Here is a 23,158-nt window from a genome sequence, read left to right as displayed (position 1 = left end):
AAGGGCAGCAAGATGGACACCATCGTGCGCATGGGCACCGAGGTGGGGGTGGCCCGATTCGTACCGGTCCTCACCCGGCGGGCGGTGGCCCGTCCGGCGGCAGCTCGCGTGGAGCGCTGGCGGAGGATCGCTGCGGCGGCGGCGAAGCAGAGCGGTCGCAGCACCGTCCCTCGGGTGGACGCACCGCGGCCCCTGGAGGAGCTGTGGCCGGAGCTGGCCGGGTCCCTGATTCTCCTGCCGTGGGAGGGGGAGCGCAGCCGCTCCCTGGGGGAGGTGCTGCGGGCGCATGCGGGGGTCGGCGCCGTGACCATCTGCATCGGTCCCGAAGGCGGGTGGAGCGAGACTGAGGTGCATAGTGCCGCCTCCCACGGAGCGCACCCGGTGACCCTGGGTCCGCTGATCCTGCGCACGGAGACGGCGGGCCTGGTGGCGGCAGCCATGGTCCTCTACGAGCTGACCCTGCGGCCACCCTAAGCAGCCTGCCCACCGGCAAGACGGCACTGGGTCAGGCTGCGGCTCGAGGTCATCCTGGCAGACCCCACATACGCGGGGATGATCAACCGGGTGCGCATCGTGGGTGCGCTGCCCCGCTTCGCCCCCCTGCGTCCCCACAGTGGTGAGTGGCGACTGGATACGGAACTCTGGGCACGGCCGCATGACCTTGCATTATATTTCAGAATTTGTTAATCTTTATGCAACGTCTGCCGGGGAGTGGAAGATTGATCAACGTCAGCGTCATTGGAGCGTCGGGGTACGGCGGCGGCGAGGTGGTGCGCCTGCTGCTGGGCCACCCGGAGGTGCGCCTGCGCCATCTGGTGGCGGAGACGCGGGCGGGGGAGCCGTTCGCCGAGCTCTTCCCCAACGTGCGGGGCTTCGTCCACGGGCGCACCGAGGCCCTGGACCCAGAGGCAGTGGCGGCGGATTCGGACGTGGTCTTCCTGGCCCTGCCCAACGGGGTGGCCATGACCCTGGTGCCGCGACTGGGGGACCGGGTAAAGGTCATCGACCTGGGAGCGGATTTCCGCTTCCGCTCGGCGCAGGCGTACCAGCGGTGGTATGGGGTGGCGCACACGGCACCCGCCCTCCTGGAGGAGGCGGCGTACGGCCTGCCGGAGCTGCACCGCCCCCGGATCCGGCGCGCCCGCATCGTGGGCAATCCCGGCTGCTACCCCACGGCGGCGCTGCTGGCCATGGCGCCGCTGCTGCAAAGCGGCCTGGCCCGCTCCACCGGCATCGTGATCGACGCCAAGTCGGGTGTCTCCGGTGCGGGGCGTGCCGCCTCCAGCCGCACCCACTTCTCCGAGGTCAATGAAAACGTCTTCGCCTACTCCACTCCCGGGCACCGGCACAGCGGGGAGATCGAGCAGGAGCTGCGCGCTCTGGCGGGGGATGCCGGCTTCACCTTCACCCCGCACCTGGTGCCCATGACCCGGGGCATCCTAGCGACGGTCTACCTGCAGCCGGTGCGGCGGGTGAGCCGGGAGGAGGCGGAGGCAGCGCTGCGCGAGGCGTACGGCGGTGAGCCCTTTGTCCGCGTGCTGGAGGGGGAGAGCCTGCCCCAGACCAAGGCCACCCTGGGGAGCAACTTCTGCGACCTCGCCGTGCGGGTAGACGGTACGAGCGGGGTGCTGATCGCTTTCGGCGCCATCGACAACCTGGTGAAGGGCGCGGCCGGGCAGGCGGTGCAGAACATGAACCTGCTGTTCGGCTTCCCCGAGGAGCTGGGGCTGCGTGCCCCGGCGTTGTTCCCATGATTGCTCGCGTGCTGCCCGGCGACGTCACCTCCGCTCGCGGCGTGCGTGCCGCCGGCGGGCACTGCGGCATTAAGCCGGAGCGGCCTGACCTGGCGCTGGTGGTCACCGAGGCCCCGGCTGCTGCCGCCGCCTGCTTCACCACCAACCGGGTGCAGGCGGCGCCGGTCCTGGTGAGCCGGGAACAGATCCGCAACGGCCGCGCCCAGGCGGTGGTGATCAACAGCGGCAACGCCAACGCCTGCACGGGCACCCGGGGGCTGCGCGACGCCTGGGAGATGGTGGAGCTGGCGGCGGAGGCGCTGGGGATCGCCCAGGAGCTGGTGCTGGTGGCCAGCACAGGGGTGATCGGTGTGCCTTTGCCCATGGAGCGGCTGCGCACCGGGATCCCCTCGCTGGCGGCGGAGCTGGGTCCGTATGGGGAGCGGGCGGCGGAGGCCATCCTGACCACGGACGCCTTCCCCAAGACTGGCGCGGTGCAGGTGGAGGTGGGGGGCCGGGTTGTGACCCTGGGGGGAATGGCCAAGGGCGCCGGGATGATCCACCCGCGCATGGCCACCACCCTGGCTGTGGTCACCACCGACGCGGCCGTGACTCCACTCCTGCTGCAGCAGGCGCTGCGCGCCGCCGTGGAGCGCTCCTTCAACCGCATCAGTGTGGACGGCGATACCAGCACCAACGACACCATATTCCTGCTGGCCACCGGCGCCTCTGGCGCGCCGGTGCTGCGCTCCCCGCAGGACCAGGGATTTGCCGCCTTCCAGGAGGCCCTGCAGGCGCTGACCGGCCATCTGGCCCGGCTGGTCGTCCGCGACGGAGAAGGGGCCACCAAGGTGGTCGAGGTGGTGATCACCGGGGCAACCAGTGACCAGGACGCCCGACGTGCTGGCGAAGCCGTGGCCACCTCGCCGCTGGTGAAGACCGCCCTGCACGGGATGGAGCCGAACTGGGGACGGATCCTGGCCGCGGTGGGCCGCTCCGGGGCGGAGGTGGATCCGACACGGGTGGCGGTGACCATAGGCGGAGTGCGCCTGGTAGAGGGAGGGGAGGGAAATGGCGAGCGGATGGCGGCGGCCGCGGAGGCCATGCGCGCCGCCGAGTTCCGCATCGAGGTCGACCTGGGCCTGGGGGAGGGTACCTGGAGCGGGTGGACCTGCGATCTCACCGAGGCGTACGTGCGGCTGAACAGCGGGTACATGACATGAGCACGGCCAGGGGAGGTCCCGGGAACACTGACCGCGCCGCGGTGGCCGCCGAGGGGACGCTGATCGCCCGCGGCCTGCAGTACGTGGGCGCCTGGCGCGGCCGCACCGTTGTCGTCAAGTACGGCGGCAGCGTGCTGACCCATCCTGCCGGCACGGTGGTGGAGGACCTGGTGCTGCTGCAGGCGGCGGGGATCCACCCGGTCCTGGTGCACGGCGGGGGGCCGGAGATCTCGCGCCTGCTGGAGCGCCTGGGGCACACACCCCGCTTCGTGGACGGCCTGCGCGTCACCGACGAGGAGACGCTGGAGGTTGTGGAGATGGTCCTCTCCGGAAGGGCGAACAAGGCCCTGGTGGGCCGGATCATCCAGGCGGGAGGCAACGCAGTGGGCCTCTCCGGCCGGGACGGGCGTCTCTTCGTGGCGGCACCGCTGCGCACCCCGCCCGGTCTGGGGCGGGTGGGGCAGATCACGGCGGTCCACCCCGAGCTCGTCCACCTGCTCACCGGCAGCGGCTACATCCCCGTGATTGCTTCTGTCGGCGGTGACGGGGCCGGGGGGGCCCTCAACCTCAACGCCGACCACGCCGCGGCCGCGCTGGCCCAGGCTCTGGGCGCCAGCAAGTTGATCATGCTCACGGACGTAGAAGGAGTCTACCGGGAGGCTGACGGCCGGCAGGAGCTGCTCTCGGTGCTCACAGTGGAGGAGGCGCGGGCGCTGGTGGCCGAGGGTGCCGTCGCCGGAGGGATGATCCCCAAGGTGGAGGCGTGCCTGGCGGCCATCCAGGGCGGCGTGGCCTCCGCCCACATCATCAGCGGTGAGGTGCCGCACGCCCTGCTGGTGGAGCTGTTCACCGAGGAGGGGATAGGCACCATGCTGGTGCCGCAGCGGAGGAACGGATGACAGAGCACAGCGCGGGGAGCGGGGAATCGGTGGAGGCCGGACGACACGCGGCCGCCGGGGAGCGCGTGGGTGCAGGGACACGCACCGAGGCCGTGGCCCGGCTGAGCGCCCAGGTGCTGATGCCCACCTACCGCCGGGCACCGGTGGCCTTTACCCGGGGCGAAGGGGTCCGCCTCTACGACCTGGAGGGACGGGCCTACCTGGACTTTGTCGGCGGCATCGCCACCAGCAGCCTGGGGCACGCCCACCCGCGGCTGGTGCGGGCGATTGCCGAGCAGGCGGCCCGCCTGCTGCACGTGAGCAACCTCTACCTCATCTCCGAGCAGGCGGAGCTGGCGCGCTGGCTGACCACCCGCAGCGGACTGGACCGCGCCTTCTTCTGCAACAGCGGCGCGGAGGCCAACGAGGCGGCGATCAAGCTGGTGCGGCGCTTCCACCACGTCCGCGGCACGGGCCGCTTTGAGATCATCGTGGCGGCGGGAGCGTTTCACGGCCGCACCCTGGCCACCCTGGCGGCGACCCCGGTAGCCCGCTACCAGGAGGGCTTCGGCCCCCTCCCCGAGGGGTTCCGCGTCGTCCCGTTCAACGATCCCGGGGCGCTGGCCGCTGCCGTCACCGCGCGCACCGCGGCCATCATGCTGGAGCCTGTCCAGGGGGAAGGCGGCGTCCACCCGGCGACCCCGGAGTACCTGGCGGCCGCCCGGTCCCTGTGCGACGCCCACGGACTGCTGCTGGTCCTGGACGAGGTGCAAACCGGGATGGGGCGGACCGGGACGCTCTTCGCCTTTCAGGGTTACGGGGTCTCCCCCGACATGGTCACCCTGGCCAAGGGGCTGGGCGGGGGCGTGCCCATCGGTGCCCTGCTGGCTCGGCAGGAGGTGGCGGAGGCCTTCCAGCCGGGGACTCACGGGTCCACCTTTGGGGGCAACCCGCTGGCCTGCGCGGCGGCGCTGGCGGTGGCGCAAACGGTGGAGGAGGAGGGTCTGGTGGCGCATGCGGCGACTGTGGGCGAGATGCTGCAGGAGGGGCTGCGCCTGGTGGGAGAGCGCAGCGGGGCTATCAGCGCCGTACGTGGCCGCGGGCTGCTGGTGGGGGCGGATCTGGACCGGGAGGCGGCCCCCGTGGTGGAGGCCTGCCGCCACCGGGGGCTGCTGGTCAACGGGGTCCAGCCGCGGACGTTGCGCTTTGCTCCGCCGCTGGTGGTCAGTGCGGCGGAGGTGCAGGAGGCTCTGACGATCCTGGAAGCGGCGCTGCAGGCGGTGCCGGCGGCGCAGGGAGGAGAAGGGCGATGAAGGCGGAGGGAGCGGTGCGCAAGGCGGTGTTGGCCTACTCGGGCGGGCTGGACACCTCGGTGATCATCCCCTGGCTACGGGAGACCTACGGCTGCCAGGTAGTGGCGGTGATCGCCGACGTGGGGCAGGGCGAGGACCTGGAGGCGGTGCGGCAAAAGGCTCTGCAGTCCGGCGCCGCCGCCGCCCACGTGGTGGATATTAAGGAGGAGTTCATCCGGGAGTTCGCCTTCGCGGCGCTGCGCGCCGGGGCGACGTACGAGGGCCGCTACCTGCTGGGGACCGCCCTGGCCCGGCCGGCTATCGCCCGGGCGCAGGTGGCGGTGGCCCTGGAGGTGGGGGCCGATGCTGTGGTGCACGGCTGCACCGGGAAGGGCAACGACCAGGTCCGCTTCGAGCTCGCCTACGCCGCGCTGGCCCCCGAGCTGAAGGTGGTGGCGCCCTGGCGGGAGTGGCACCTGCACTCCCGCCAGGAAGAGATTGCCTACGCGGCGGCGCACGGCATCCCCGTGCCGGTGACCCGGGAACGGCCCTACAGCGTCGACCGCAACCTCTGGCACTGCAGCAGCGAGGGCGGGATCCTGGAGGATCCCGGGGTGGTGCCGCCGGCGGACCTCTACCAGTACACCACCGACCCGCGGCTGGCCCCGGATGCCCCGGAGGAGGTCGATGTGGAGTTTGAGGAAGGAGTCCCCACGGCGGTGAACGGGCAGCGCCTGGGGCCGGTGGCGCTGGTGGAGACGCTGAATCGCCTGGGCGGGCGCCACGGGGTGGGCCGAGTGGACATGGTGGAGAACCGCCTGGTGGGCATGAAGAGCCGCGGGGTCTACGAGACCCCCGGAGGGACCATCCTCCAGGTGGCGCACCACGACCTGGAGTCCATCACCCTGGACCGAGACACTCTGCACTTCAAGCTGGGGGTGGCGCAGCGCTATGCCGAGCTGGTCTACTACGGGCTGTGGTACACGCCGCTGCGCCAGGCGCTGGATGCGTTCATCGCCTCCACACAGCGCACCGTGAGCGGGACGGTGCGGGTGCGACTGTTCAAGGGCACGTGCGCGCCGGTGGCCCGGTGGTCGCCCCACTCGCTGTACCGCGAGGACCTGGCCACGTTTGAGGCGGGCGGCGATTACCGGCACGCGGATGCGGGAGCGTTCATCCGTCTCTTCGGCCTGCCCGCGTCGGTCTTTGCCCGGACCAACCCCCATCTGGTGCGGCAGGTGAGGCAGCCGGCCGGCCGCTAGGGATATGTCCTGGAGATTCCTGCGCAGCACCGGCCGGGACCCCGGAGGTCCGCGAGGGCGGTCTTCCGGGGTGGGCGAATACGGAGGCGTCCCGTGAATGAGCCCGGCGGGCACCGGATGTGGGGTGGGCGCTTTCAGGGGAGGCTGCACCCGCACCTGGCCCGCTTCACCGCCTCCCTCCCGGTAGACATCCGCCTGCTGCCTTACGACCTGCGGGCCAGCCTGGCCCACGCGCGGATGCTTCTCCGGCAGGGCATCGTGCCGCCGCAGCCGGGCGCGCAGCTCGTCGATGCACTGCGGGAGATGCTGCTTCAGGCCGAGGCGGGGAGCTTTCCCCCGGACCAGCAGGCGGAGGACGTCCACACCCTGATCGAGGCGGAGCTCTTCCGGCGGATAGGTGACGCCGCGGGCTGGCTGCACACCGCGCGCAGCCGGAATGACCAGGTGGTTACCGCTTTCCGCCTGTGGGCCAAGGAGGCGGCCTCTTCGGCTGTGGGCGCGGTGGTGCGGGTCCAGGATGCGCTGCTGGGCCTGGTGGAGCGGGACGGACACCTCCTCCTGCCCGCCTACACGCACCTGCAGCGGGCGCAGCCGGCCCTGTTGGGGCACCACCTGCTGGCCTATGTCTGGATGCTGGTCCGCGACGGCCACCGTCTGCGTCGAGCCTACGAAGCGGCGGACGTGCTGCCCCTGGGCTCAGGGGCGGCCGTAGGCGTCTCCTTCCCGGTGGACCGCCAGGCGGTGGCGCGGATGCTGGGTTTTTCCCGCACCAGCGAGAACAGCCTGGACGCCACCAGCGACCGGGACTTCGCGGTGGAGCTGCTGGATGCCCTGGCCCTTTTGATGACCCACCTCTCCCGCTGGGCTGCGGAGGCTGTGATCTGGAGCACGGAGGAGTTCGGGTTCCTCCTCCTCACCGATGCCGTGGCCACCGGCAGCAGCATCATGCCCCAGAAGCGCAACCCCGATGCCGCCGAGCTTATCCGCGGCAGGTGGGGGCGGGTGGCCGGCAACCGGGATGCGCTGCTTGGAGTGCTCAAGGGGCTGCCGCTGGGCTACCAGAGAGACCTGCAGGAGGACAAGCTCCTGGTCTTCGAGGCCACAGACGCCACCATGGAGGCCCTGGAGGCCCTGGCCGTGCTGCTGGCCGAGGCTCGCTTCCGTCCGGAGCGGATGCGGGCCGCGCTGGATGCGGGGTTTGTCACCGCCACCGAGGTCAGCGACTTCCTGGTGGGACGGGGGATTCCCTTTCGTCAGGCGCACAACCTGGCCGGGCAGGTGGTCCGTCACGCCGAGGCACAGGGCAAGACGCTGGATGACCTGACGCCGGAAGAGTGGGCGGCGCTGCTCCCGGAACTGGACGGGGCAGCGGTGGAGCAGCTGCGGCGCGCCGTCACTCCCGAAGCGGCCGTCCAGGCCAAGGACGTCCCGGGAGGGACCGCCCCGGGTCAGGTGCGCGCATCAGCCGCGCGGGCTGCGGCCGAGGTCGGACGGCTGCGGGCGTGGGCCGCGGAGGCGGAGGCGGAGGAGCAGCGGGTGCGGGAGGCGCTGCGTGCGCCCGCGTGAGCGCCGGATCCTGCAGGTGGTTACCGCTCGGCCCATCCACACCCAGGCGGAGCTGGTGCGGGCGCTGCGGGCGGCGGGGCTGCGGGTGAGCCAGGCCACAGTCTCCCGCGACATCAAGCGCCTGGGGCTGGTGAAGGTGCCCACCCAGGACGGACGGGCGCGCTACCTGCCGCCGGCGGAGGCCCTGCGCATGGCCCCTGACGCGGAGCGCCGCCTGACTAGGGCATTCCAGGAGTACGCGGTGGGTGTCGATGAGGGCAGCGGCCTGATCCTGGTGAAGACCACCACCGGGACGGCCAACGCCGTCGCGGAGGCCATTGACGAGGTCCGCTGGCCCGAGGTCGCCGGCACAGTGGCCGGCGACAACACCATCCTGGTGGTGCCGCGCACACCGCGGGCCCGCCTGGCTCTGCGCCGCCGCCTGCAGAATCTGCTTCCTTAGGCGGTCAGCCTGCGCCGCCGCACTTCTCGCGGCTCAGCGCGAAGCGTCCCTGCCGGCCGGGCGGAACGGCCAGTTGGCGATGATGTCCCGGCGTACCCGCACCAGGATCACCAGCGGCAGCAGGATGGCCGCCGTGCGGAAGATCAGGTCTGTTTCCGCCAGCCACGTCAGGACGATGATGATGGGGAATCCCACCACACCGCTGGCCGGTACCCACCCGGTGCGCCGCCAGGCCAGCAGCGCCGGAAGCAGGGCGATGGAGAAGTACAGGGGGACCAGGAAGAGGAGGACCCCGGAGGCGGTGGCCAGGCCCTTCCCTCCCCAGAACCGGTAGTATACTGACCAGTTGTGCCCGGCGACGGCGGCCGCCGCTGTCAGGAGCAGTGACCACCCGGGCACCCGCAGCAGCTTGGCCGCCACCAGGGGCAGCAGCGCCTTGGCCACGTCCAGCAGGTAGACCAGCAACGCCGGCCGGAAGCCGAAGGTACGAAAGGTCTCAGCTGTGCCGGGGTTCTTGCCCAGCGCGCGGAAGTCCACCCCGCGCCGCCGCGCCAGGATGTGGGCCGGGAGAATCGACCCCGAGAGATAGCCCCCGACGGGGAGGAGCACTGCAGCGATGGATGTGGACATGACCCGCAACCCCTGTTCCCGTTCTCAGACAAGAACATTCGCCGGCCGGGCACCCTCGCCTCCCACAGCCGGACTGCTGTCGCCTCCATGGCCTCCCCCTAGTGCAGGCGGGCCTGCAGCCCAGTCCCCCACGTCCGGATCCGCGCTGAAGTGCTGGAACCGGCCCGCCGGCTGGACACGCTCGACCCATGGCCCTAGACTTGTACCAGCACATGAGTCTCCTCTCCTGGGTCCAGGGTCGCCTGGCCCCACTGTTTGCTCTCCCGTGGGTCCCGAAGAGCCTCATCGGGCTGGTCACCTTCCTGACCCTGCTGTTGATTGCCTCGCTGCCCTACGTACCCGGGCGGCAGGTCCTGCGTCTGGGGGATGTGGCCAAGAAGGACATCGAGGCGCCCCGCACCGTTGACTACATCGACCAGGAGCAGACGGCCATCCGCCGCCGTATTGCCGCCAGCCGGGTCGAGCCCGTCTACCGGGAGAACCCCGAGGCCACGGCGGCGGCGCGCACGGCGGTGGTGACGGCCTTCGACGTCATCGCCCGGGTGAGTGCCAGCAGCGGGACAAGTGAGGCGGAGCGGGTGGCGCGGCTGCGGCAGCAGGTGAAGGTGCTGTCTCCGCCGCTGGCCGCGGCGGCGCTTTCCCTGGAGCCGGATACTCTGGCGCAGGCCCGTGCGGTCACCGTGGACGTGGTGGAGCGGGTGATGGGGGCCGGTGTGCGCGGCGAGCACCTGGAGGAAGCCCGGGAGCAGGTGCGCCAGATGCTGCGCGCCTCGCCCCTGTCCGGCCGGGCACTGGCCGTGGCCAGCGCGGTGGGGCAGGATGCCCTGCGGGCCAACTTCGTTCTCGACCGGGTGTTCACCCAGACGCTGCGCCGTGAGGCGGAAGAGGCGGTGGAGCCGGTGCGGGTACGGGTGCTGCGTGGCGAGATCATCGTCCGCCGGGGCGACCGCATCACCCAGACACACCTGCGCAAGCTGGAGGCCCTGGGCCTGCTGGGCGCGCCCCTGGGCTGGGACATCGTCCTGGGCATGGCGGTGGTCATCGCCGTGCTCCTGGGCCTGAGCGGCCTCTACCTCCGGCAGCACCAGCCCGAGATCTGGCAGACCAACCGCTACCTGCTGCTCTGGTGTCTGGTGGTAGTCTTCACCGTCTCCCTGGGACGGGTGATCGTCTCCTACCGGGTGAACCTCAACCTGATCCCCGCCGCCGTGGGCCCCATCCTGCTCTCGGTGCTGCTGCGGCCGCGCCTGGCCCTCTTCACGGCGGGGGTGCTGAGCCTGCTGGTGGGCCTGATCGCCACTGGCGACCTGCGCACCGCCTTCATCGCCTTTACCGGCGGCGTGGTGGGGGTGCATGCCATCCGCCGCATCAGCCACCGCACCGACCTGATCGTGGCCGGAATGAAGGTGGGTGCGGCCACCGCCGCGGCCGTAGTGGCCACGGGATTGCTGGACCGCAAGGAGTTCTACCCCACCATCATCTCTGATGCCGCCTTCGGGGCGGGCAACGGCCTGCTCGTCGGCTTCATTTCCATCGGGATCCTCCCCTACCTGGAGAACCTCTTCGGGCTGGTCACGCCCATCAAGCTGCTGGAACTGTCCAACCCCGCCCACCCGCTGCTGCGCCGCCTGCAGCTGGAGGCACCGGGGACCTACCATCACAGCGTCATCGTGGGCAACCTGGCCGAGGCGGCGGCGGAGGCCATCGGCGCCGACGCGCTGCTGGTGCGTGTGGGGACCTACTACCACGACGTGGGGAAGATCCGCCGCCCGGTCTTCTTTGTGGAGAACCAGGTAGGCGTGGACAACCCCCACGAGCGCATGTCGCCCAGCCTCTCGGCGCTCACGGTGGCGGCGCACGTGCGCGACGGGCTGGAGCTGGCCCGGGAGTACGGCCTGCCCAAAGTCATCGCCGACTTCATCCCGGAGCACCACGGGACCATGTTGATGGCCTACTTCTACCACCAGGCACTGGAGCGCGGCGACCAGCCGGAGCCGGCCGCGTACCGCTACGAGGGGCCCAAGCCACAGACGCGGGAGACAGCCATCGTCATGCTGGCCGACGCCGTGGAAGCTGCGGTGCGTACCCTGAGCCGGCCTACGCCCGACCGCATCTACGAAGCGGTGCGGCGCATCATCCACGAGCGGCTGCAGGACGGGCAGCTGGACGAGTGTGACCTGATGTTCCGCGACCTGGAGAAGATCGCCCAGGCCTTCACCCGGATCCTCACCGGGATCTTTCACCCCCGGGTGGAGTATCCTGACTTGGAGCGAGACCTGCGGCCGCGGCGGCGAGAGCGCGTCGGCAGGCTTCGCTGAGCGGGGCACGGGTGAGGGTCCTGGTGGCCAACCGCCAGCGGGCCGTGCCGGTGGAAGCCGCGGCCCTGCGTCGCGCCGCCCTGTGGGTAATGCGGCATGAGGGGTGTCCCCCCGGCAGTGAGCTCAGCGTGGCCGTGGTGGACGATGCGGCCATGGCGGAGCTGAACCGCCGCTACCGCCGCCGCACCGGTCCCACGGACGTCCTGGCCTTCCCCCAGGAGGGCGGCGGCCTGCTGGGCGACGTGGTGGTCTCCGCGGAGCGCGCCGCGGCACAGGCCCGGCGCTATCGCCACGCCCTGGAGCGGGAGCTGCGTCTGCTGGTTATCCACGGCGTCCTGCACCTGCTGGGCCACGAGGATACCTCGCCGCAGGGGGCGCGGAGGATGCGCCGGCGACAGCGGGCGCTGCTGCGCTCGCTGGAGGCGGCGGAGAGGGGGAGAGGATGAACCGCACCCTACGAGAGAGCTTCCGCCAGGCGTTTGCCGGTCTGGCCTTCGCCTTGCGGACCCAGCGCAACCTGCGCATCCACGGGGTGGCCACGGCGTTGGTCCTGGGGGTGATCGCGGTCTTCCGCCTGGGCCCCCTGGAAGCGGCCGTTCTCCTGCTGGCCGTCGCTGCCGTGGTGGGCGCGGAGCTGGTCAACACTGCGGTGGAGGTGCTTGTCGACCGAGTGGTGGGGTTGGAGCACGATCCTGCCGCCAAAACGGCCAAGGACGTCGCCGCCGCGGGGGTAATGGTGGTGGCGGCGGGCGCCGCCCTGGCCGGCGCTGCCGTCTTGCTGCCCAGGGTGCGCTGAGTGCAGGGCCAGCGCCGCGCCTGGTAGCTGGGGCTCCGCCCCGGCGCCCTGCTGTCGCCCGCGGTCTGCCGGAGGGTGTGCTATACTGAGATCCCGGGCGGAGGGCACTCCGCCTCGCGCACATTCCGGGCTCTGCCGCGGGGATGTGCGCCGTACGGATACGGAAAGGATGATTGGCCTCGTTGGACGCATCAAGTAGTCCGCTGGTCTACGTCCTGCTCGGTCTGCTGTTGCTCCTCTCCGCTGTCTTCTCCGCTGCCGAGACCGCCTTCTTTGGCGCCAACCGCCTGCGGCTGCAGCAGCGGGCAGACGCCGGGGAGGGGGCGGCGCGGGCGGCTCGCGGGCTGCTGGACCAGCCGGCCCGCGTGCTCACCACCTTGCTGGTGGCGGACAATATCGCCAACGTGGGGGCTGCGGTGCTGGCGGCCGTGCTCTTCGTGCAGCGTTTCGGCCCTCACCGTGCCGCCCTCTACGCCTTCCTGGTGATGAGCGCCCTGCTCCTGGTGGTTGGGGAGATCATCCCCAAGACCGTCGCCGCCCGCCACGCCGATGCCCTGGCGGTGGTGCTGGCCCGCCCGCTTCTTCTGCTCTCCCGCCTCCTCTCGCCGCTGATCCGGCTGCTCTCGCTGACCAGCAGCGTGATGGTGCGTCCCCTGGGCGGTCGGGTGAACGTGAACGCTCCCATGGTCACCGAAGAGGAGATCCGCATGCTGGTGCAGATGGGAGAGCAGGAGGGGGTGATTGAGCAGGAGGAGCGGAAGATGATCCACTCCATCTTCGAGTTTGGCGACACGGTGGCCCGCGAGGTGATGGTGCCGCGTATCGACATGGTGGCCCTGGACGATGGAGCCACGGTGGGCGAGGCGGCGCAGCTCATCCTGCAGACCGGGCACTCTCGCCTCCCCGTCTTCCACGGCTCGGTGGACAACATCGTCGGGGTGGTCAACGTGAAGGACCTCCTCCGCCCCCTGACCGCGGGGCAGCTGTCCGCGCCGGTGACCGAGCTGCTGCGCCCCGCCTACTACATCCCCGAGAGCAAGCGGTTGGACGAGCTCTTCCGGGAGATGCAGCGGCGCAAGGTTCCCCTGGCCATCGTGGTGGACGAGTACGGCGGCACCTCTGGACTGGTCACCGTAGAGGATCTGCTGGAGGAGATCGTCGGGCCCATCATGGACGAGCACGACGTGGAGGAGCGGCTGGTCGAGGTGATCAACGACCAGGTGGCCCTGGTGGCGGGACGGGCCTCCATCGAGGAGGTGAACGACCAGCTTCACCTGGCGCTGCCGGCCGGAGAGGTGGACACCGTGGGGGGATTTGTCTACAGCCTCCTGGGGCACGTCCCTGAGCCGGGCGAGCGCATCTCCTACGACGGCCTGGAAATCGTGGTGGAACAGGTGGAAGGGCAGCGCATCGGCAAGGTGAAGATCACCCGTCCCGTCCGCGCCGCCTCCTGAACCCGCCTCCATGCGCGCCCGACTGCAGAGGTACCTGTTCACCGGCCTGCTGGTGGTCATGCCGCTGGCGGTCACTTACCTGGTCCTACGGTGGCTGTTCACCACCCTGGACAACATCCTGCAGCCGTTGCTTGCGCCGTTCTTCGGGCACATTCCCGGGCTGGGCGTGGCCACCGGCGTGGCTGTGATCCTGGTGGCGGGGGCGGTGGCCAGCCGGACCATCGGCCAGCGCCTCATTGGTTTCCTGGAGGGGGTGCTGCTGCGTGTACCTGTGGCCCGGAAGATCTACGGCACCGCCAAGCAGCTCAGCGACCGCATCCTCCGCGCGGACGAGAACGGCGCCCGCGGCGCTTTCAAGCGAGTGGTGCTGGTGGAGTGGCCGCGGCCCGGTCTCTACGCCCTGGGCTTCGTCACCGGGGGCACGGCGGAGGGCGGTCCGGCGGAGCTGCTGCACGTCTTTATTCCCGGCTCCCCCAACCCCACCGCCGGCTTTACGGTAATCACCACGCCCCAGGAGGTGCAGCCGCTGAACCTCACGGTGGAGGAGGCGCTGCAGTTCGTCATCGCCTACGGCATCGCCCCGACGCCCGCGGCGACATCCCGCCTGCTGGCGGCGTCAGCCACCCGACCCCTGGTGGAACGGGTACCCTGATGCCCCGGCCCGCCCTGCGGCCATGATCGGCCCGGCCCGCAGGACGGATGCGGCCGGCAGGCAGGCGGCCGCGCTGGTGGCAGCGGCCCGCCGGGCCCGGCGCCGTGCCTACGCCCCCTACTCGCAGTACCCCGTGGGCGCCGCCGTGCTGGCGGCGGACGGGACGGTCTTTGCTGGGGCCAACATCGAGAACGCTTCCTACGGCCTCTCCATTTGCGCGGAGCGCGTGGCCATCTTCACCGCTGCCGCGGCGGGCCGCCGCCGCCTGCGGGCAGTGGCCGTGGTCACCGGGAGCCCAGAGCCCGCCGCCCCCTGTGGGGCCTGCCGCCAGGTGATGGTGGAGTTCGGGGTCCAGACCGTCTACCTGGCCGGACCCCGGGGACCCTTCCGCGAATGGCGCCTTCCCGACCTGCTGCCTGAAGCCTTCAGCGCAGAAGCTCTCCTGCCCAAACCGTCTCGGTGACGGGAGCGGCTGCCCACCGCTCAGGATTCGTAGCCCTGGCGGGGCGCCCCAATGTAGGGAAATCCACGCTGCTGAACCGTCTGGTGGGGGCCAGGGTGGCACCGACCTCCCCGGTCCCACAGACCACGCGCACCGTCGTCCGGGGCATCCTCACCCGCCCGGACGCTCAGATCGTCTTCCTGGACACCCCGGGGATCCACGCGCCGCGCCACCGCCTGGGGGAGTTCATGGTGGAGGGGGCGCGGCGGGCCCTGCGTCAGGTGGACCTGGTCGGGTGGATGGTGGACGCCGCCTCAGGGGTCGACCGGGAGGATCATCTGGTGGCCGCCGCGCTGCAGCCTGTGCGCACCCCTGTGGTGCTCATCGTAAACAAGGTGGACGCAGCCACGCCCGCACAGGTGGAAGCTGCCGCCGCTACTGCCGCGGCGCTGCTGCCGCCAGTGGCCACCTGGCGGATCTCCGCGGAGACCGGCGCCGGGGTGGCGGACCTGGTGGACGGCCTGGTGGCCCGGCTTCCCGAGGGGCCGCGCCACTACCCCGAGGAGATGCTCACCGACCAGCCGGAGCAGTTCCTGGTGCGGGAGCTGATCCGCGAGCAGGTGATCCGACACACACGGCAGGAGGTGCCGCACGCGGTGGCGGTGGAGGTGGAGGAGTACGTGGAGCGGCCCGACGGCACCGTCTACGTCCGCGCCACCATCCACGTGGAGAAACCCTCCCAGAAGAGGATCCTCATCGGCGCCGCCGGGGCGAAGCTGAAGGCGCTGGGTACCGCGGCCCGGGTGCAGGCGGAGGCGCTGCTGGGCCGCAAGGTCTACCTGGACCTGTGGGTGGCGGTGACCCCCGACTGGCGGGAGAAGCCTGCCCTGATCCGTGGCTTCTATCCGGAATGAGGTGGGGAGGCGCCGGCCCTAGGAGCAGAAGGCGGGCCGTCACCCGCGGGGTGGGAGCCACAGCGGGGTACTCCCGAGGCCGCGGAGCGCCGGGCCTGACCATTTCTTGACACCCTGCAGCGCCGTCAGTATGGTCAACTGGAGAGTTGACCCGGAGATGATTGTGATCGCCGACGACAGCGGGTGGACCGACCATGCTGGCCGCGGTGCTGCCTTTCAGCCGGCTTCTGGGGCGGCGGGTGCAGGACGCCGGCGGCTTCGTGCTGGGGCGTCTGGCCGACCTGGCAGTGGAGGTGCACCCCACCTGGCCGCGCGTCGTCGGCATCCTGCTTGACGTCGACCGGCCCCGCCTGGCCCTGATCCCCTGGAGCGCGGTGCGCCAGGTCGACCCCGTGGTCGTGTTGAACGTCCCCCGTATTGCCCTCACCCCCCGGCCGCTGCAGCCCGACGAGGTACTCCTGCGGGAGGCCCTGCTGGACAAGCAGGTGGTGGACACCCAGGGGGTGCGTCTGGTCAAGGTCAACGACCTGCTGCTGTCCCGGTCCAACGGTGACCTGGTGCTCTCCGGCGTCGATGTGGGTGCCGCCGGGCTGCTGCGCCGGCTGGGAGCAGAGGGCGCAGCGCGCTGGCTCCTGGCGCGCCTGGGGCGGACGTTGCCTGAGCACGCTCTGCCCTGGACTGTTGTTGCCGCCCTGGGCGGGCCGGTGACCCCGCTCAAGCTCCGCCTCTCCCGGGAGCGGCTGCAGGCCATCCACCCCGCCGACCTGGCGGAGCTGCTGGAGGAGATGAACCGCGACGAGCGCGTGGAGGTCATGCACGCCCTCAGCGAGGAGGACGCCGCAGACGTCCTGGAGGCGGCGGAAACAGAGGTGCAGGCGCACATCCTGCGCAGCCTTCCGGCGGAGCGGGCTTCGGACATCCTGGGGGAGATGGAGGCGGACGAGGCAGCGGACGTGCTGGGGGAGCTACCGGCGGAGACGGCCAGCGACCTGATGGCGCGCATGGAGCCCCAGGCCAAGGCCGAGGTCTCCCGCCTGCTGGCGTACCCGCCGAACTCGGCAGGGGGGCGGATGAACCCCGACTGCATCGCTATCCCTGCCACGTTCACTGCGGAGCAGACCATCGCCCGCCTGCGGGAGCTGGCCCCCGACGCGGAGACCATATACTACCTCTACGTCGTCGACGAGGGGGGCCGCCTGGTCGGTGTCCTCTCCCTGCGTCGCCTGCTCATCGCCGACCCGCAGACTCCGGTGAGCGCGCTGATCGCTCCCGAGGTGATTGCTGTGCGCGCCGAGGAGAGCGACCAGGCCGCCGCCGCGCTCCTGATGAAGTACGACCTGCTGGCGGTCCCCGTGGTGGACGCGGCGGACCGGCTACTGGGGATCGTCGCCGTCGACGACGTGATGGACCTCCTGGCCGAACGCCTGGGGGGGCGCCTGCCTCGCCGCCTCGAGCGCATCCGCCGGGTGCGGCGGGGGTAGAAGGGCGTGCCCGGGCTGCGCCTCCGCTGGCAGCGGACGGCCCTGTTCTTTGCCGTCGCTGGCCCGGGGATCATTACGGCGGCAGTGGACAACGACGCCAACGGGGTGGCCACGTACTCGACGGCGGGCGCCCACTTCGGGTATGCCCTCCTGTGGACCCTGCCGGTGGCCGCGGTAGCCCTGATCGTCATTCAGGAGATGGCCGCACGCATGGGCGCGGTGACCGGCCTGGGGCTGGCCGACCTGCTGCGGGAGCAACTGGGGGTCCGCCCCACCGCCGGGGTGATGGCCGTCCTGCTGCTGGCCAACTGGGCGAACACCGTCGGCGACTTCGCCGGGGTCGCGGGGAGCCTGGAGATCTTCCGGGTCCCCCGGCTGCTGGGAGTCCCGCTGGCGGCGGTGCTGGTGGCGGTGCTGGTGCTGCGCGGCGGCTACCGACTGGTGGAGCGGATCTTCCTGGGAGCCTCCGCCCTCTACGTGCTCTACGCCATCTCCGCCATCCTGGCCCGGCCGCAGTGGGAGGTGGTCTTCCAGGCGGTGGTGGTCCCGACCTGGCGGCCGGGGTCGGAGTACCTGGTCCTGGTCGTCGCCCTGGTAGGGACCACCATCGCGCCGTGGATGCAGTTCTACCACCAGGCGGCCGTGGTGGATAAGGGACTGACGGCCAACGACGTGCGCTACGAGCGGGCGGACACGATCCTGGGAGGGCTGGTCACGGTGCTGGTGGCCGGCTCCATCATCGTGGCCACCGCAACTACCCTCTTCCCCCAGGGGATCCGCGTGGAGACGGCGGAGGACGCGGCGCGGGCGCTGGCGCCTCTGGCCGGGCGGTACGCCTCGCTGCTGTTCGCTGTGGGGCTGCTCAACGCCGCCGTCTTCTCCGTAGCCATCATCCCCCTGTCCACAGCCTACGCCATCTGCGAGGCGTTCGGCTGGGAGGCCGGGCTGGACCGCCCGCTGGCGCAGGCGCCCGTTTTCTACGGCCTCTTTCTGACCGTCCTGGCAGCGAGCGCCCTGGTCATCCTCTGGCCGGGCCTGCCCCTCATCCCGGTGATGGTGGCCTCGCAGGCCCTCAACGGGATCCTCCTTCCGGTGGTGCTGGTGATCATGCTGCGTCTGGTCAACGATCGGCGGCTGATGGGAGCGCACACCAACGGGGCGGCGGGCAACGCGGTGGCCTGGGCAACGACGGTGCTTCTGGTAGGCCTGAGCCTGGCGCTGCTGTTAGTGACCGTGCTGCAGGGTGCGGGTGGCCGCGCCTGAGGGAGGAAGGATGCCGGTCTACAAGGCGGAAGCCGTGGTCCTGCGGCACCGTCCCCTGGGGGAGGCGGACCGCGTGCTGACCCTCTTCACCCGCGAGTACGGCAGGCTCTCAGCGGTGGCCCGCGGGGTGCGCAGGCCCAGCAGCAAGCGCAGCGGTGCCCTGGAGCCCTTCTCTCACCTGCGTCTGCTGCTGGCCAGGGGCCGGGGGGCCCTGGACGTGGTGGCCCAGGTGGAGGTGGTCGAGGGGACCGGCGCGCTGCGGACGGACCTGCGGCGGTTTGGCCAGGCGGCACTGCTGGCGGAGCTGGTGGAGGCGGCGACCCCGGAGCGGGAGCCGCAGCCCGGGCTCTTCCACCTCCTGGTGGAGGCGCTGCGGCTGTTGCGGCGGCCGGAGGAGACCCCGGCGGTGCTGTGGTTCGGCCTGCACCTCGTCTCCCTGGCGGGATTTCAGCCCGCGCTGGAGCGCTGCGCCGTGGGGGGAGAGGAGACCGGAAGCGCGCCCGCGTGGAGCCACCCGCTGGGGGGAGTGGTGTGCCGCCGCCACGCGGCGCGGGATCCGGCGGCGGTACGCCTGCGCCCGGAGCTGGTGCGCGTGCTGGAGGCCCTGCTGGCAGCACCGGCGGCAGAGGTGGGGAGGCTCGCCCTGCCCCCTGACGACCAGAGCCTGCTGCTGGAACTGGTGCGCCGCTACGCGGAGCATCGCCTGGAGGTGCGGCTGCGCAGCCCCGGAGTCCTGGAGCGGCTGCGCTGAAGGCGGGCACTGCCGCCGGGAGGCGGTGATGGTATAGTACTCCCTGGAGGTGTGCGCATGGAGATCGACCTGGAGCGGGCCAAGCGCGCCGTGGTCGAGCTGGGCACGGCCCTGGACGAAGCGCGACAGGTGGTGCGTCCAGGAGCGCCCGGGCAGATCCGGGTGAAGACCGAGGGTAAGGTCATCGAGCTGCCGACCTCCTGGGCCCTGGCTGGTATGGCCGTCTTCGCCCTGGCCACTCTCCTGTCGACGCTGCCGGTCCCCATTCCGCGGCGGCCGCGCGAGGAGGAGCCCCTGGGCATCGGCTAGGAGCCGCGAGCGGCCAGCTTTGCGTGGCGTGTCGGGTCGGCCGACCCCGACCCTTTGCGCGCCGCGGGAGCGGCTGTTCGCCGGCGGTGTGCGCCGCCTCTTTCTCCTTCCAGGGCACCCGATGATCATGCGAAGCCATACGCGATGAGCATGCCGACCCGCAACGACACTCTGGACCGCATCGCCACCCTGGCCAAGCGGCGGGGCTTCGTCTACCCCTCGGCGGAGATCTACGGCCCGCCGGGTGCAATCTACGACTTCGGGCCGCTGGGAGTGCTGCTGCGCCACAACATCCGCCGTGAGTGGTGGCGCCGCTTCGTGCAGGAGCGGGAGGACGTGGTGGGCATCGAGACCGCCATTATCACCCGCCGGGAGGTCCTGGTCGCCTCCGGTCATGAGGCGGCCTTCTACGACCCGCTGGTGGAGTGCCGCATCTGCCACGAGCGCTTCCGGGCCGATGAGGAGATCCCGCCCGCCCCCGACCACCTCCACGACCTGACCGAGCCCAAGCAGTTTAACCTCATGTTCAAGACGTACCTGGGGCCCACGGAGGAGAGCTCGGCCCTGGCCTACCTGCGCCCGGAGACGGCCCAGGGAATGTTCACCAACTTTAAGGCGGTCCTGGACACGGTGCGGGTCAAAGTGCCCTTCGGGATCGCTCAGATCGGCAAGTCGTTTCGCAACGAGATCACCACCGGGAAGTGGATCTTCCGGCTGCGCGAGTTCGAGATCGCCGAGATCGAGTACTTCGTGCGCCCGGGGAGCGATGAGGTCTGGTTCGAGACCTGGCTGGACCTGTGGGAGACGTTCTTCGTCGATCTGGGTGTGGCCAGGGAGAACCTGCGGCGCTACGAACACCCCCCCGAGACGCTGGCCCACTACTCCAAGCGGACGGTAGACCTGCAGTACCGCTTCCCCTTCGGCTGGGGTGAGCTGGCCGGAGTGGCCAACCGCACTGACTACGATCTGCGGCAGCACCAGCAGCACTCCGGGCGGGACCTCACCTACTTCGACGAGACCGACGGGACCCGCTATCACCCCTACGTGATCGAGCCCACCGTAAGCATCGAGCGGGCGATGCTGGTCTTCCTGTTGGACGCCTACCGGGAGTACCCGGGCGGCCGCGCGGGGAAGGAGGAAGGGCGGGAAGTGGAGGTGGTGCTGCACCTCCACCCGCGCCTGGCACCGGTCACCGTGGCCGTGCTGCCGCTGGTAAAGCGGGAGCGGATGCCGCAAATTGCCCGGGAGGTGGCCGCGGAGCTGCGGCGCACCTGGGTGGTGGAGTACGACGAGAATGGCTCCATCGGCCGCCGCTACCGCCGCTACGACGAGATCGGTACGCCCTGGTGCATCACCGTGGACAGCCAGACGCAAAAGGACGAGACGGTAACCGTCCGGGACCGGGATTCCATGGCCCAGGACCGGGTGAAGATTGCCGAGCTGCGGGCCTACCTGGCCCCGCGGCTGGAGGCGGCGGCGCCCCTGCGGGCGCCCACTGAGGCACGGTGAGCTAGACGCTCGAAGGAGGCAGGAGGATGGCAGAGGTCAAGGAGCGGGAACCGGCGACGCAGAGCCGCTGGACACTGCTGTTCGAGGAGGGCAACGCCCAGATGCGCGACCTCCTGGGAGGCAAGGGGGCCGGGCTGGCGGAGATGAGCCGCATCGGGCTACCGGTGCCCCCGGGGTTCACCATCACCACCGAGGCCTGCCTGGAGTACTTCCGTCTGGGCCGCCGCTTCCCTCAGGGGCTGATGGATGAGGTGCGGGAGAAGTTGCGCCTGATCGAGCAGCGCACGGGCAAGAAGTTCGGCGACACGCGCAATCCCCTGCTGCTGTCGGTGCGCTCCGGGGCCAAGTTCAGCATGCCCGGGATGATGGACACAGTCCTCAATCTGGGCAGCACCCCCGCCACCATCGAGGCGCTGGCCCGCGCCACCGGGGACGCTCGCTTCGCCTACGACTCCTACCGCCGCTTCATCCAGATGTTCGGCAATGTGGTCCTGGGGGTGAAGCACGAGCGCTTTGAGGAAGCCCTGGCCGCCCTGAAGCAGGCCCGTGGCGTCCAGCAGGATGTGGAGCTTGTGGCGCAGGACCTGCACGATCTGATCCAGGACTACCGGCGCATCGTGCGCGAGGCCACCGGTGCCGGATTCCCTGACGACCCGATGCAGCAGCTGGAGATGGCCATCCGCGCGGTGTTCGAGTCCTGGAACACCCCGCGGGCGGTGAGCTACCGCACCTACCACCGCATCTCTCATGACCTGGGGACCGCGGTGAACGTCCAGGCCATGGTCTTCGGCAACATGGGGCCGGACTCGGGGACGGGGGTGGCCTTCACCCGCAACCCCGCCACCGGCGATCGGGTGCTGTACGGGGAGTACCTGCTGAACGCCCAGGGGGAGGACGTGGTGGCCGGCATCCGTACCCCCCGCCCCATCGCGGAGCTGGCACAGGAGCTGCCCCAGGCCTACCAGGAGCTGCAGCGCATCGCCGATCTGCTGGAGCGGCACTACCGGGACGTGCAGGACATCGAGTTCACCATCGAGCGGGGCCGCCTGTATATGCTGCAAACGCGGGCAGGCAAGCGCACCGCGCAGGCGGCGGTGAAGATCGCCGTGGATATGGTGCACGAGGGGCTGATCGACAAGGCGGAGGCGCTGCTACGGGTGGACGCCAACGAGTTCGAGAAGATCCTGCACCGCCAGGTGGACCCCTCCGCCCCGCGGACGGTCCTGGCCCGGGGGCTGGCCGCCAGCCCCGGCGCCGCCCAGGGCGCCGTGGTCTTCGACGCCGATACCGCCGCGGAGCGCGGTCGGGCGGGAGAACGGGTCATCCTGGTACGCACGGAGACCAACCCCAACGACGTGCACGGCATGCTGGTGGCCCAGGGCATCCTCACGGGGCGGGGTGGGATGACCAGCCACGCCGCCATCGTCGCCCGCGGCATTGGCACGCCGGCGGTGGTGGGGGCGGAGGCGTTGCGCATCGACGAGCACGCCCGCCTTTTCACCGTGGACGGCATCACCGTGCGAGAGGGGGAGGTCATCACCATCGACGGCAGCAGCGGGGAGGTCATTCTGGGCGCGGTGCCGCTGGTGGAGCCGCGGCTGGGAGGGCACGTGCAGGAATTCCTGCAGTGGGCCGACCAGGTGCGCACCCTGGGGGTGCGGGCCAACGCCGACTACCCCGAGGACGCACGCAAGGCGCGGGAGCTGGGCGCGGAAGGCATTGGCCTGACGCGTACCGAGTACATGTTTACCAAGGAGGACCGCCAGGCCATCTACCTGGAGATGATCATGGCGGAGACGGAGGAGGCCCGGCGGCGGGCCCTGGCGCGCCTGGAGCCGCTGCAGAAGGAGGACTTCAAGGGCCTCTTCCGGGAGATGGCGGGCCTCCCCGTGATCATCCGCCTGTTCGACCCCCCGCTGCATGAGTTCCTCCCCCCGCTGCACCAGCTGACAGAGGAGATCACCCGCCTGGAGCTTGGCGGGGAGGAGTCCTCCTGGCTGACCAAGGAGCGCCACCGCCTGGGCATCCCCGCCGGGGATCCGGAGCGGCTGGAGCGGCTGCGGGCCCTGCGCCGCCGAGTCCAGGAGCTGCAGGAGGTCAACCCCATGCTCGGCCTGCGCGGCTGCCGCCTGGGGATCCTCTACCCGGAGATCAACGAGATGCAGGTGCGGGCCATCCTCCTGGCGGCCATCGAGCTGAAGCGGGATGAGGGGCTGGAGGTCATCCCCGAGATCATGATTCCC

The 23,158-nt window shown here is 70.8% G+C and carries 22 protein-coding genes; 21 read left to right on the top strand and 1 reads right to left on the bottom strand.

From position 1 onward, the window contains the following. The 8 genes from QN152_10275 to argR all read left to right on the top strand — a co-directional run. Positions 1-474: RsmE family RNA methyltransferase (locus QN152_10275; protein MDR7539895.1), on the top strand; the 474-nt coding region annotated here is incomplete at its 5' end. A gap of 245 nt (positions 475-719) precedes the next feature. Further along, positions 720-1,754: an N-acetyl-gamma-glutamyl-phosphate reductase gene (gene argC, locus QN152_10270; GenBank protein ID MDR7539894.1), complete on the top strand. Its 1,035-nt coding sequence runs from the start codon at positions 720-722 to the stop codon at positions 1,752-1,754. Continuing rightward, positions 1,751-2,956, top strand: a complete 1,206-nt coding sequence (gene argJ, locus QN152_10265) for a bifunctional glutamate N-acetyltransferase/amino-acid acetyltransferase ArgJ (GenBank protein MDR7539893.1) — start codon at positions 1,751-1,753, stop codon at positions 2,954-2,956. Before argC ends, argJ begins: the two co-directional genes overlap by 4 nt. Next, positions 2,953-3,855, top strand: a complete 903-nt coding sequence (gene argB, locus QN152_10260) for an acetylglutamate kinase (GenBank protein MDR7539892.1) — start codon at positions 2,953-2,955, stop codon at positions 3,853-3,855. Before argJ ends, argB begins: the two co-directional genes overlap by 4 nt. Then, a complete protein-coding gene (locus QN152_10255; protein ID MDR7539891.1) occupies positions 3,852-5,147 on the top strand; it encodes an acetylornithine transaminase in 1,296 nt (431 codons plus the stop codon). The genes argB and QN152_10255 overlap by 4 nt, the downstream gene beginning before the upstream one ends. Further along, positions 5,144-6,388 carry an argininosuccinate synthase gene (locus QN152_10250; protein MDR7539890.1) on the top strand — a complete coding sequence of 415 codons (1,245 nt, stop codon included), beginning with the start codon at positions 5,144-5,146 and terminating at the stop codon, positions 6,386-6,388. Before QN152_10255 ends, QN152_10250 begins: the two co-directional genes overlap by 4 nt. A 93-nt stretch (positions 6,389-6,481) precedes the next feature. Next, positions 6,482-7,954 (top strand): argininosuccinate lyase, encoded by a 1,473-nt coding sequence (gene argH / locus QN152_10245; protein ID MDR7539889.1) that lies wholly within the window; start codon positions 6,482-6,484, stop codon positions 7,952-7,954. Then, the gene (gene argR / locus QN152_10240; GenBank protein ID MDR7539888.1) at positions 7,941-8,396 is read left to right on the top strand and encodes an arginine repressor; all 456 of its coding nucleotides are present in this window, start codon (positions 7,941-7,943) and stop codon (positions 8,394-8,396) included. The genes argH and argR overlap by 14 nt, the downstream gene beginning before the upstream one ends. A 33-nt stretch (positions 8,397-8,429) precedes the next feature. Here the strand turns inward: argR and QN152_10235 are convergent, their stop codons facing one another. Further along, positions 8,430-9,026 carry a glycerol-3-phosphate acyltransferase gene (locus QN152_10235; GenBank protein ID MDR7539887.1) on the bottom strand — a complete coding sequence of 199 codons (597 nt, stop codon included), beginning with the start codon at positions 9,024-9,026 and terminating at the stop codon, positions 8,430-8,432. A 188-nt stretch (positions 9,027-9,214) separates the two neighbouring features. Between QN152_10235 and QN152_10230 the strand changes: the two genes are divergently transcribed. The 13 genes from QN152_10230 to ppdK all read left to right on the top strand — a co-directional run. Further along, positions 9,215-11,344: an HDIG domain-containing protein gene (locus QN152_10230; GenBank protein ID MDR7539886.1), complete on the top strand. Its 2,130-nt coding sequence runs from the start codon at positions 9,215-9,217 to the stop codon at positions 11,342-11,344. Between the two features lie 11 nt (positions 11,345-11,355). Next, on the top strand, positions 11,356-11,790 hold the full coding sequence (gene ybeY / locus QN152_10225; GenBank protein MDR7539885.1) for an rRNA maturation RNase YbeY: 435 nt from the start codon (positions 11,356-11,358) through the stop codon (positions 11,788-11,790). After that, a complete protein-coding gene (locus QN152_10220) occupies positions 11,787-12,140 on the top strand; it encodes a diacylglycerol kinase (protein ID MDR7539884.1) in 354 nt (117 codons plus the stop codon). The genes ybeY and QN152_10220 overlap by 4 nt, the downstream gene beginning before the upstream one ends. A gap of 182 nt (positions 12,141-12,322) precedes the next feature. Further along, positions 12,323-13,594, top strand: a complete 1,272-nt coding sequence (locus QN152_10215; protein MDR7539883.1) for a hemolysin family protein — start codon at positions 12,323-12,325, stop codon at positions 13,592-13,594. A gap of 10 nt (positions 13,595-13,604) precedes the next feature. Beyond that, positions 13,605-14,246 carry a DUF502 domain-containing protein gene (locus tag QN152_10210; GenBank protein MDR7539882.1) on the top strand — a complete coding sequence of 214 codons (642 nt, stop codon included), beginning with the start codon at positions 13,605-13,607 and terminating at the stop codon, positions 14,244-14,246. A 76-nt stretch (positions 14,247-14,322) separates the two neighbouring features. After that, entirely contained in the window at positions 14,323-14,709 is a 387-nt protein-coding gene (locus QN152_10205; GenBank protein MDR7539881.1) for a cytidine deaminase, read from the top strand. Continuing rightward, a complete protein-coding gene (gene era, locus QN152_10200; GenBank protein ID MDR7539880.1) occupies positions 14,706-15,602 on the top strand; it encodes a GTPase Era in 897 nt (298 codons plus the stop codon). The genes QN152_10205 and era overlap by 4 nt, the downstream gene beginning before the upstream one ends. A gap of 194 nt (positions 15,603-15,796) precedes the next feature. Further along, positions 15,797-17,083 carry a CBS domain-containing protein gene (locus QN152_10195; GenBank protein ID MDR7539879.1) on the top strand — a complete coding sequence of 429 codons (1,287 nt, stop codon included), beginning with the start codon at positions 15,797-15,799 and terminating at the stop codon, positions 17,081-17,083. Positions 17,084-17,089: 6 nt separating this feature from the next. Beyond that, a complete protein-coding gene (locus QN152_10190; GenBank protein MDR7539878.1) occupies positions 17,090-18,346 on the top strand; it encodes a divalent metal cation transporter in 1,257 nt (418 codons plus the stop codon). A 10-nt stretch (positions 18,347-18,356) separates the two neighbouring features. Further along, positions 18,357-19,097, top strand: a complete 741-nt coding sequence (gene recO / locus QN152_10185; protein ID MDR7539877.1) for a DNA repair protein RecO — start codon at positions 18,357-18,359, stop codon at positions 19,095-19,097. A gap of 57 nt (positions 19,098-19,154) precedes the next feature. Next, positions 19,155-19,406 (top strand): hypothetical protein, encoded by a 252-nt coding sequence (locus QN152_10180; GenBank protein MDR7539876.1) that lies wholly within the window; start codon positions 19,155-19,157, stop codon positions 19,404-19,406. A 150-nt stretch (positions 19,407-19,556) separates the two neighbouring features. Beyond that, complete coding sequence (locus QN152_10175) at positions 19,557-20,915, top strand: glycine--tRNA ligase (protein ID MDR7539875.1); 1,359 nt, start codon at positions 19,557-19,559, stop codon at positions 20,913-20,915. A 26-nt stretch (positions 20,916-20,941) separates the two neighbouring features. Continuing rightward, a partial coding sequence (gene ppdK, locus QN152_10170; protein ID MDR7539874.1) for a pyruvate, phosphate dikinase occupies positions 20,942-23,158 on the top strand: 2,217 nt, incomplete at its 3' end.

The organism is Armatimonadota bacterium, from assembly GCA_031459715.1.
GTDB lineage: Bacteria > Sysuimicrobiota > Sysuimicrobiia > Sysuimicrobiales > Humicultoraceae > Humicultor > Humicultor tengchongensis.
The sequence above is the reverse complement of the archived record's forward strand: the minus strand, read 5'-3'. Positions and strand labels throughout refer to the sequence as shown.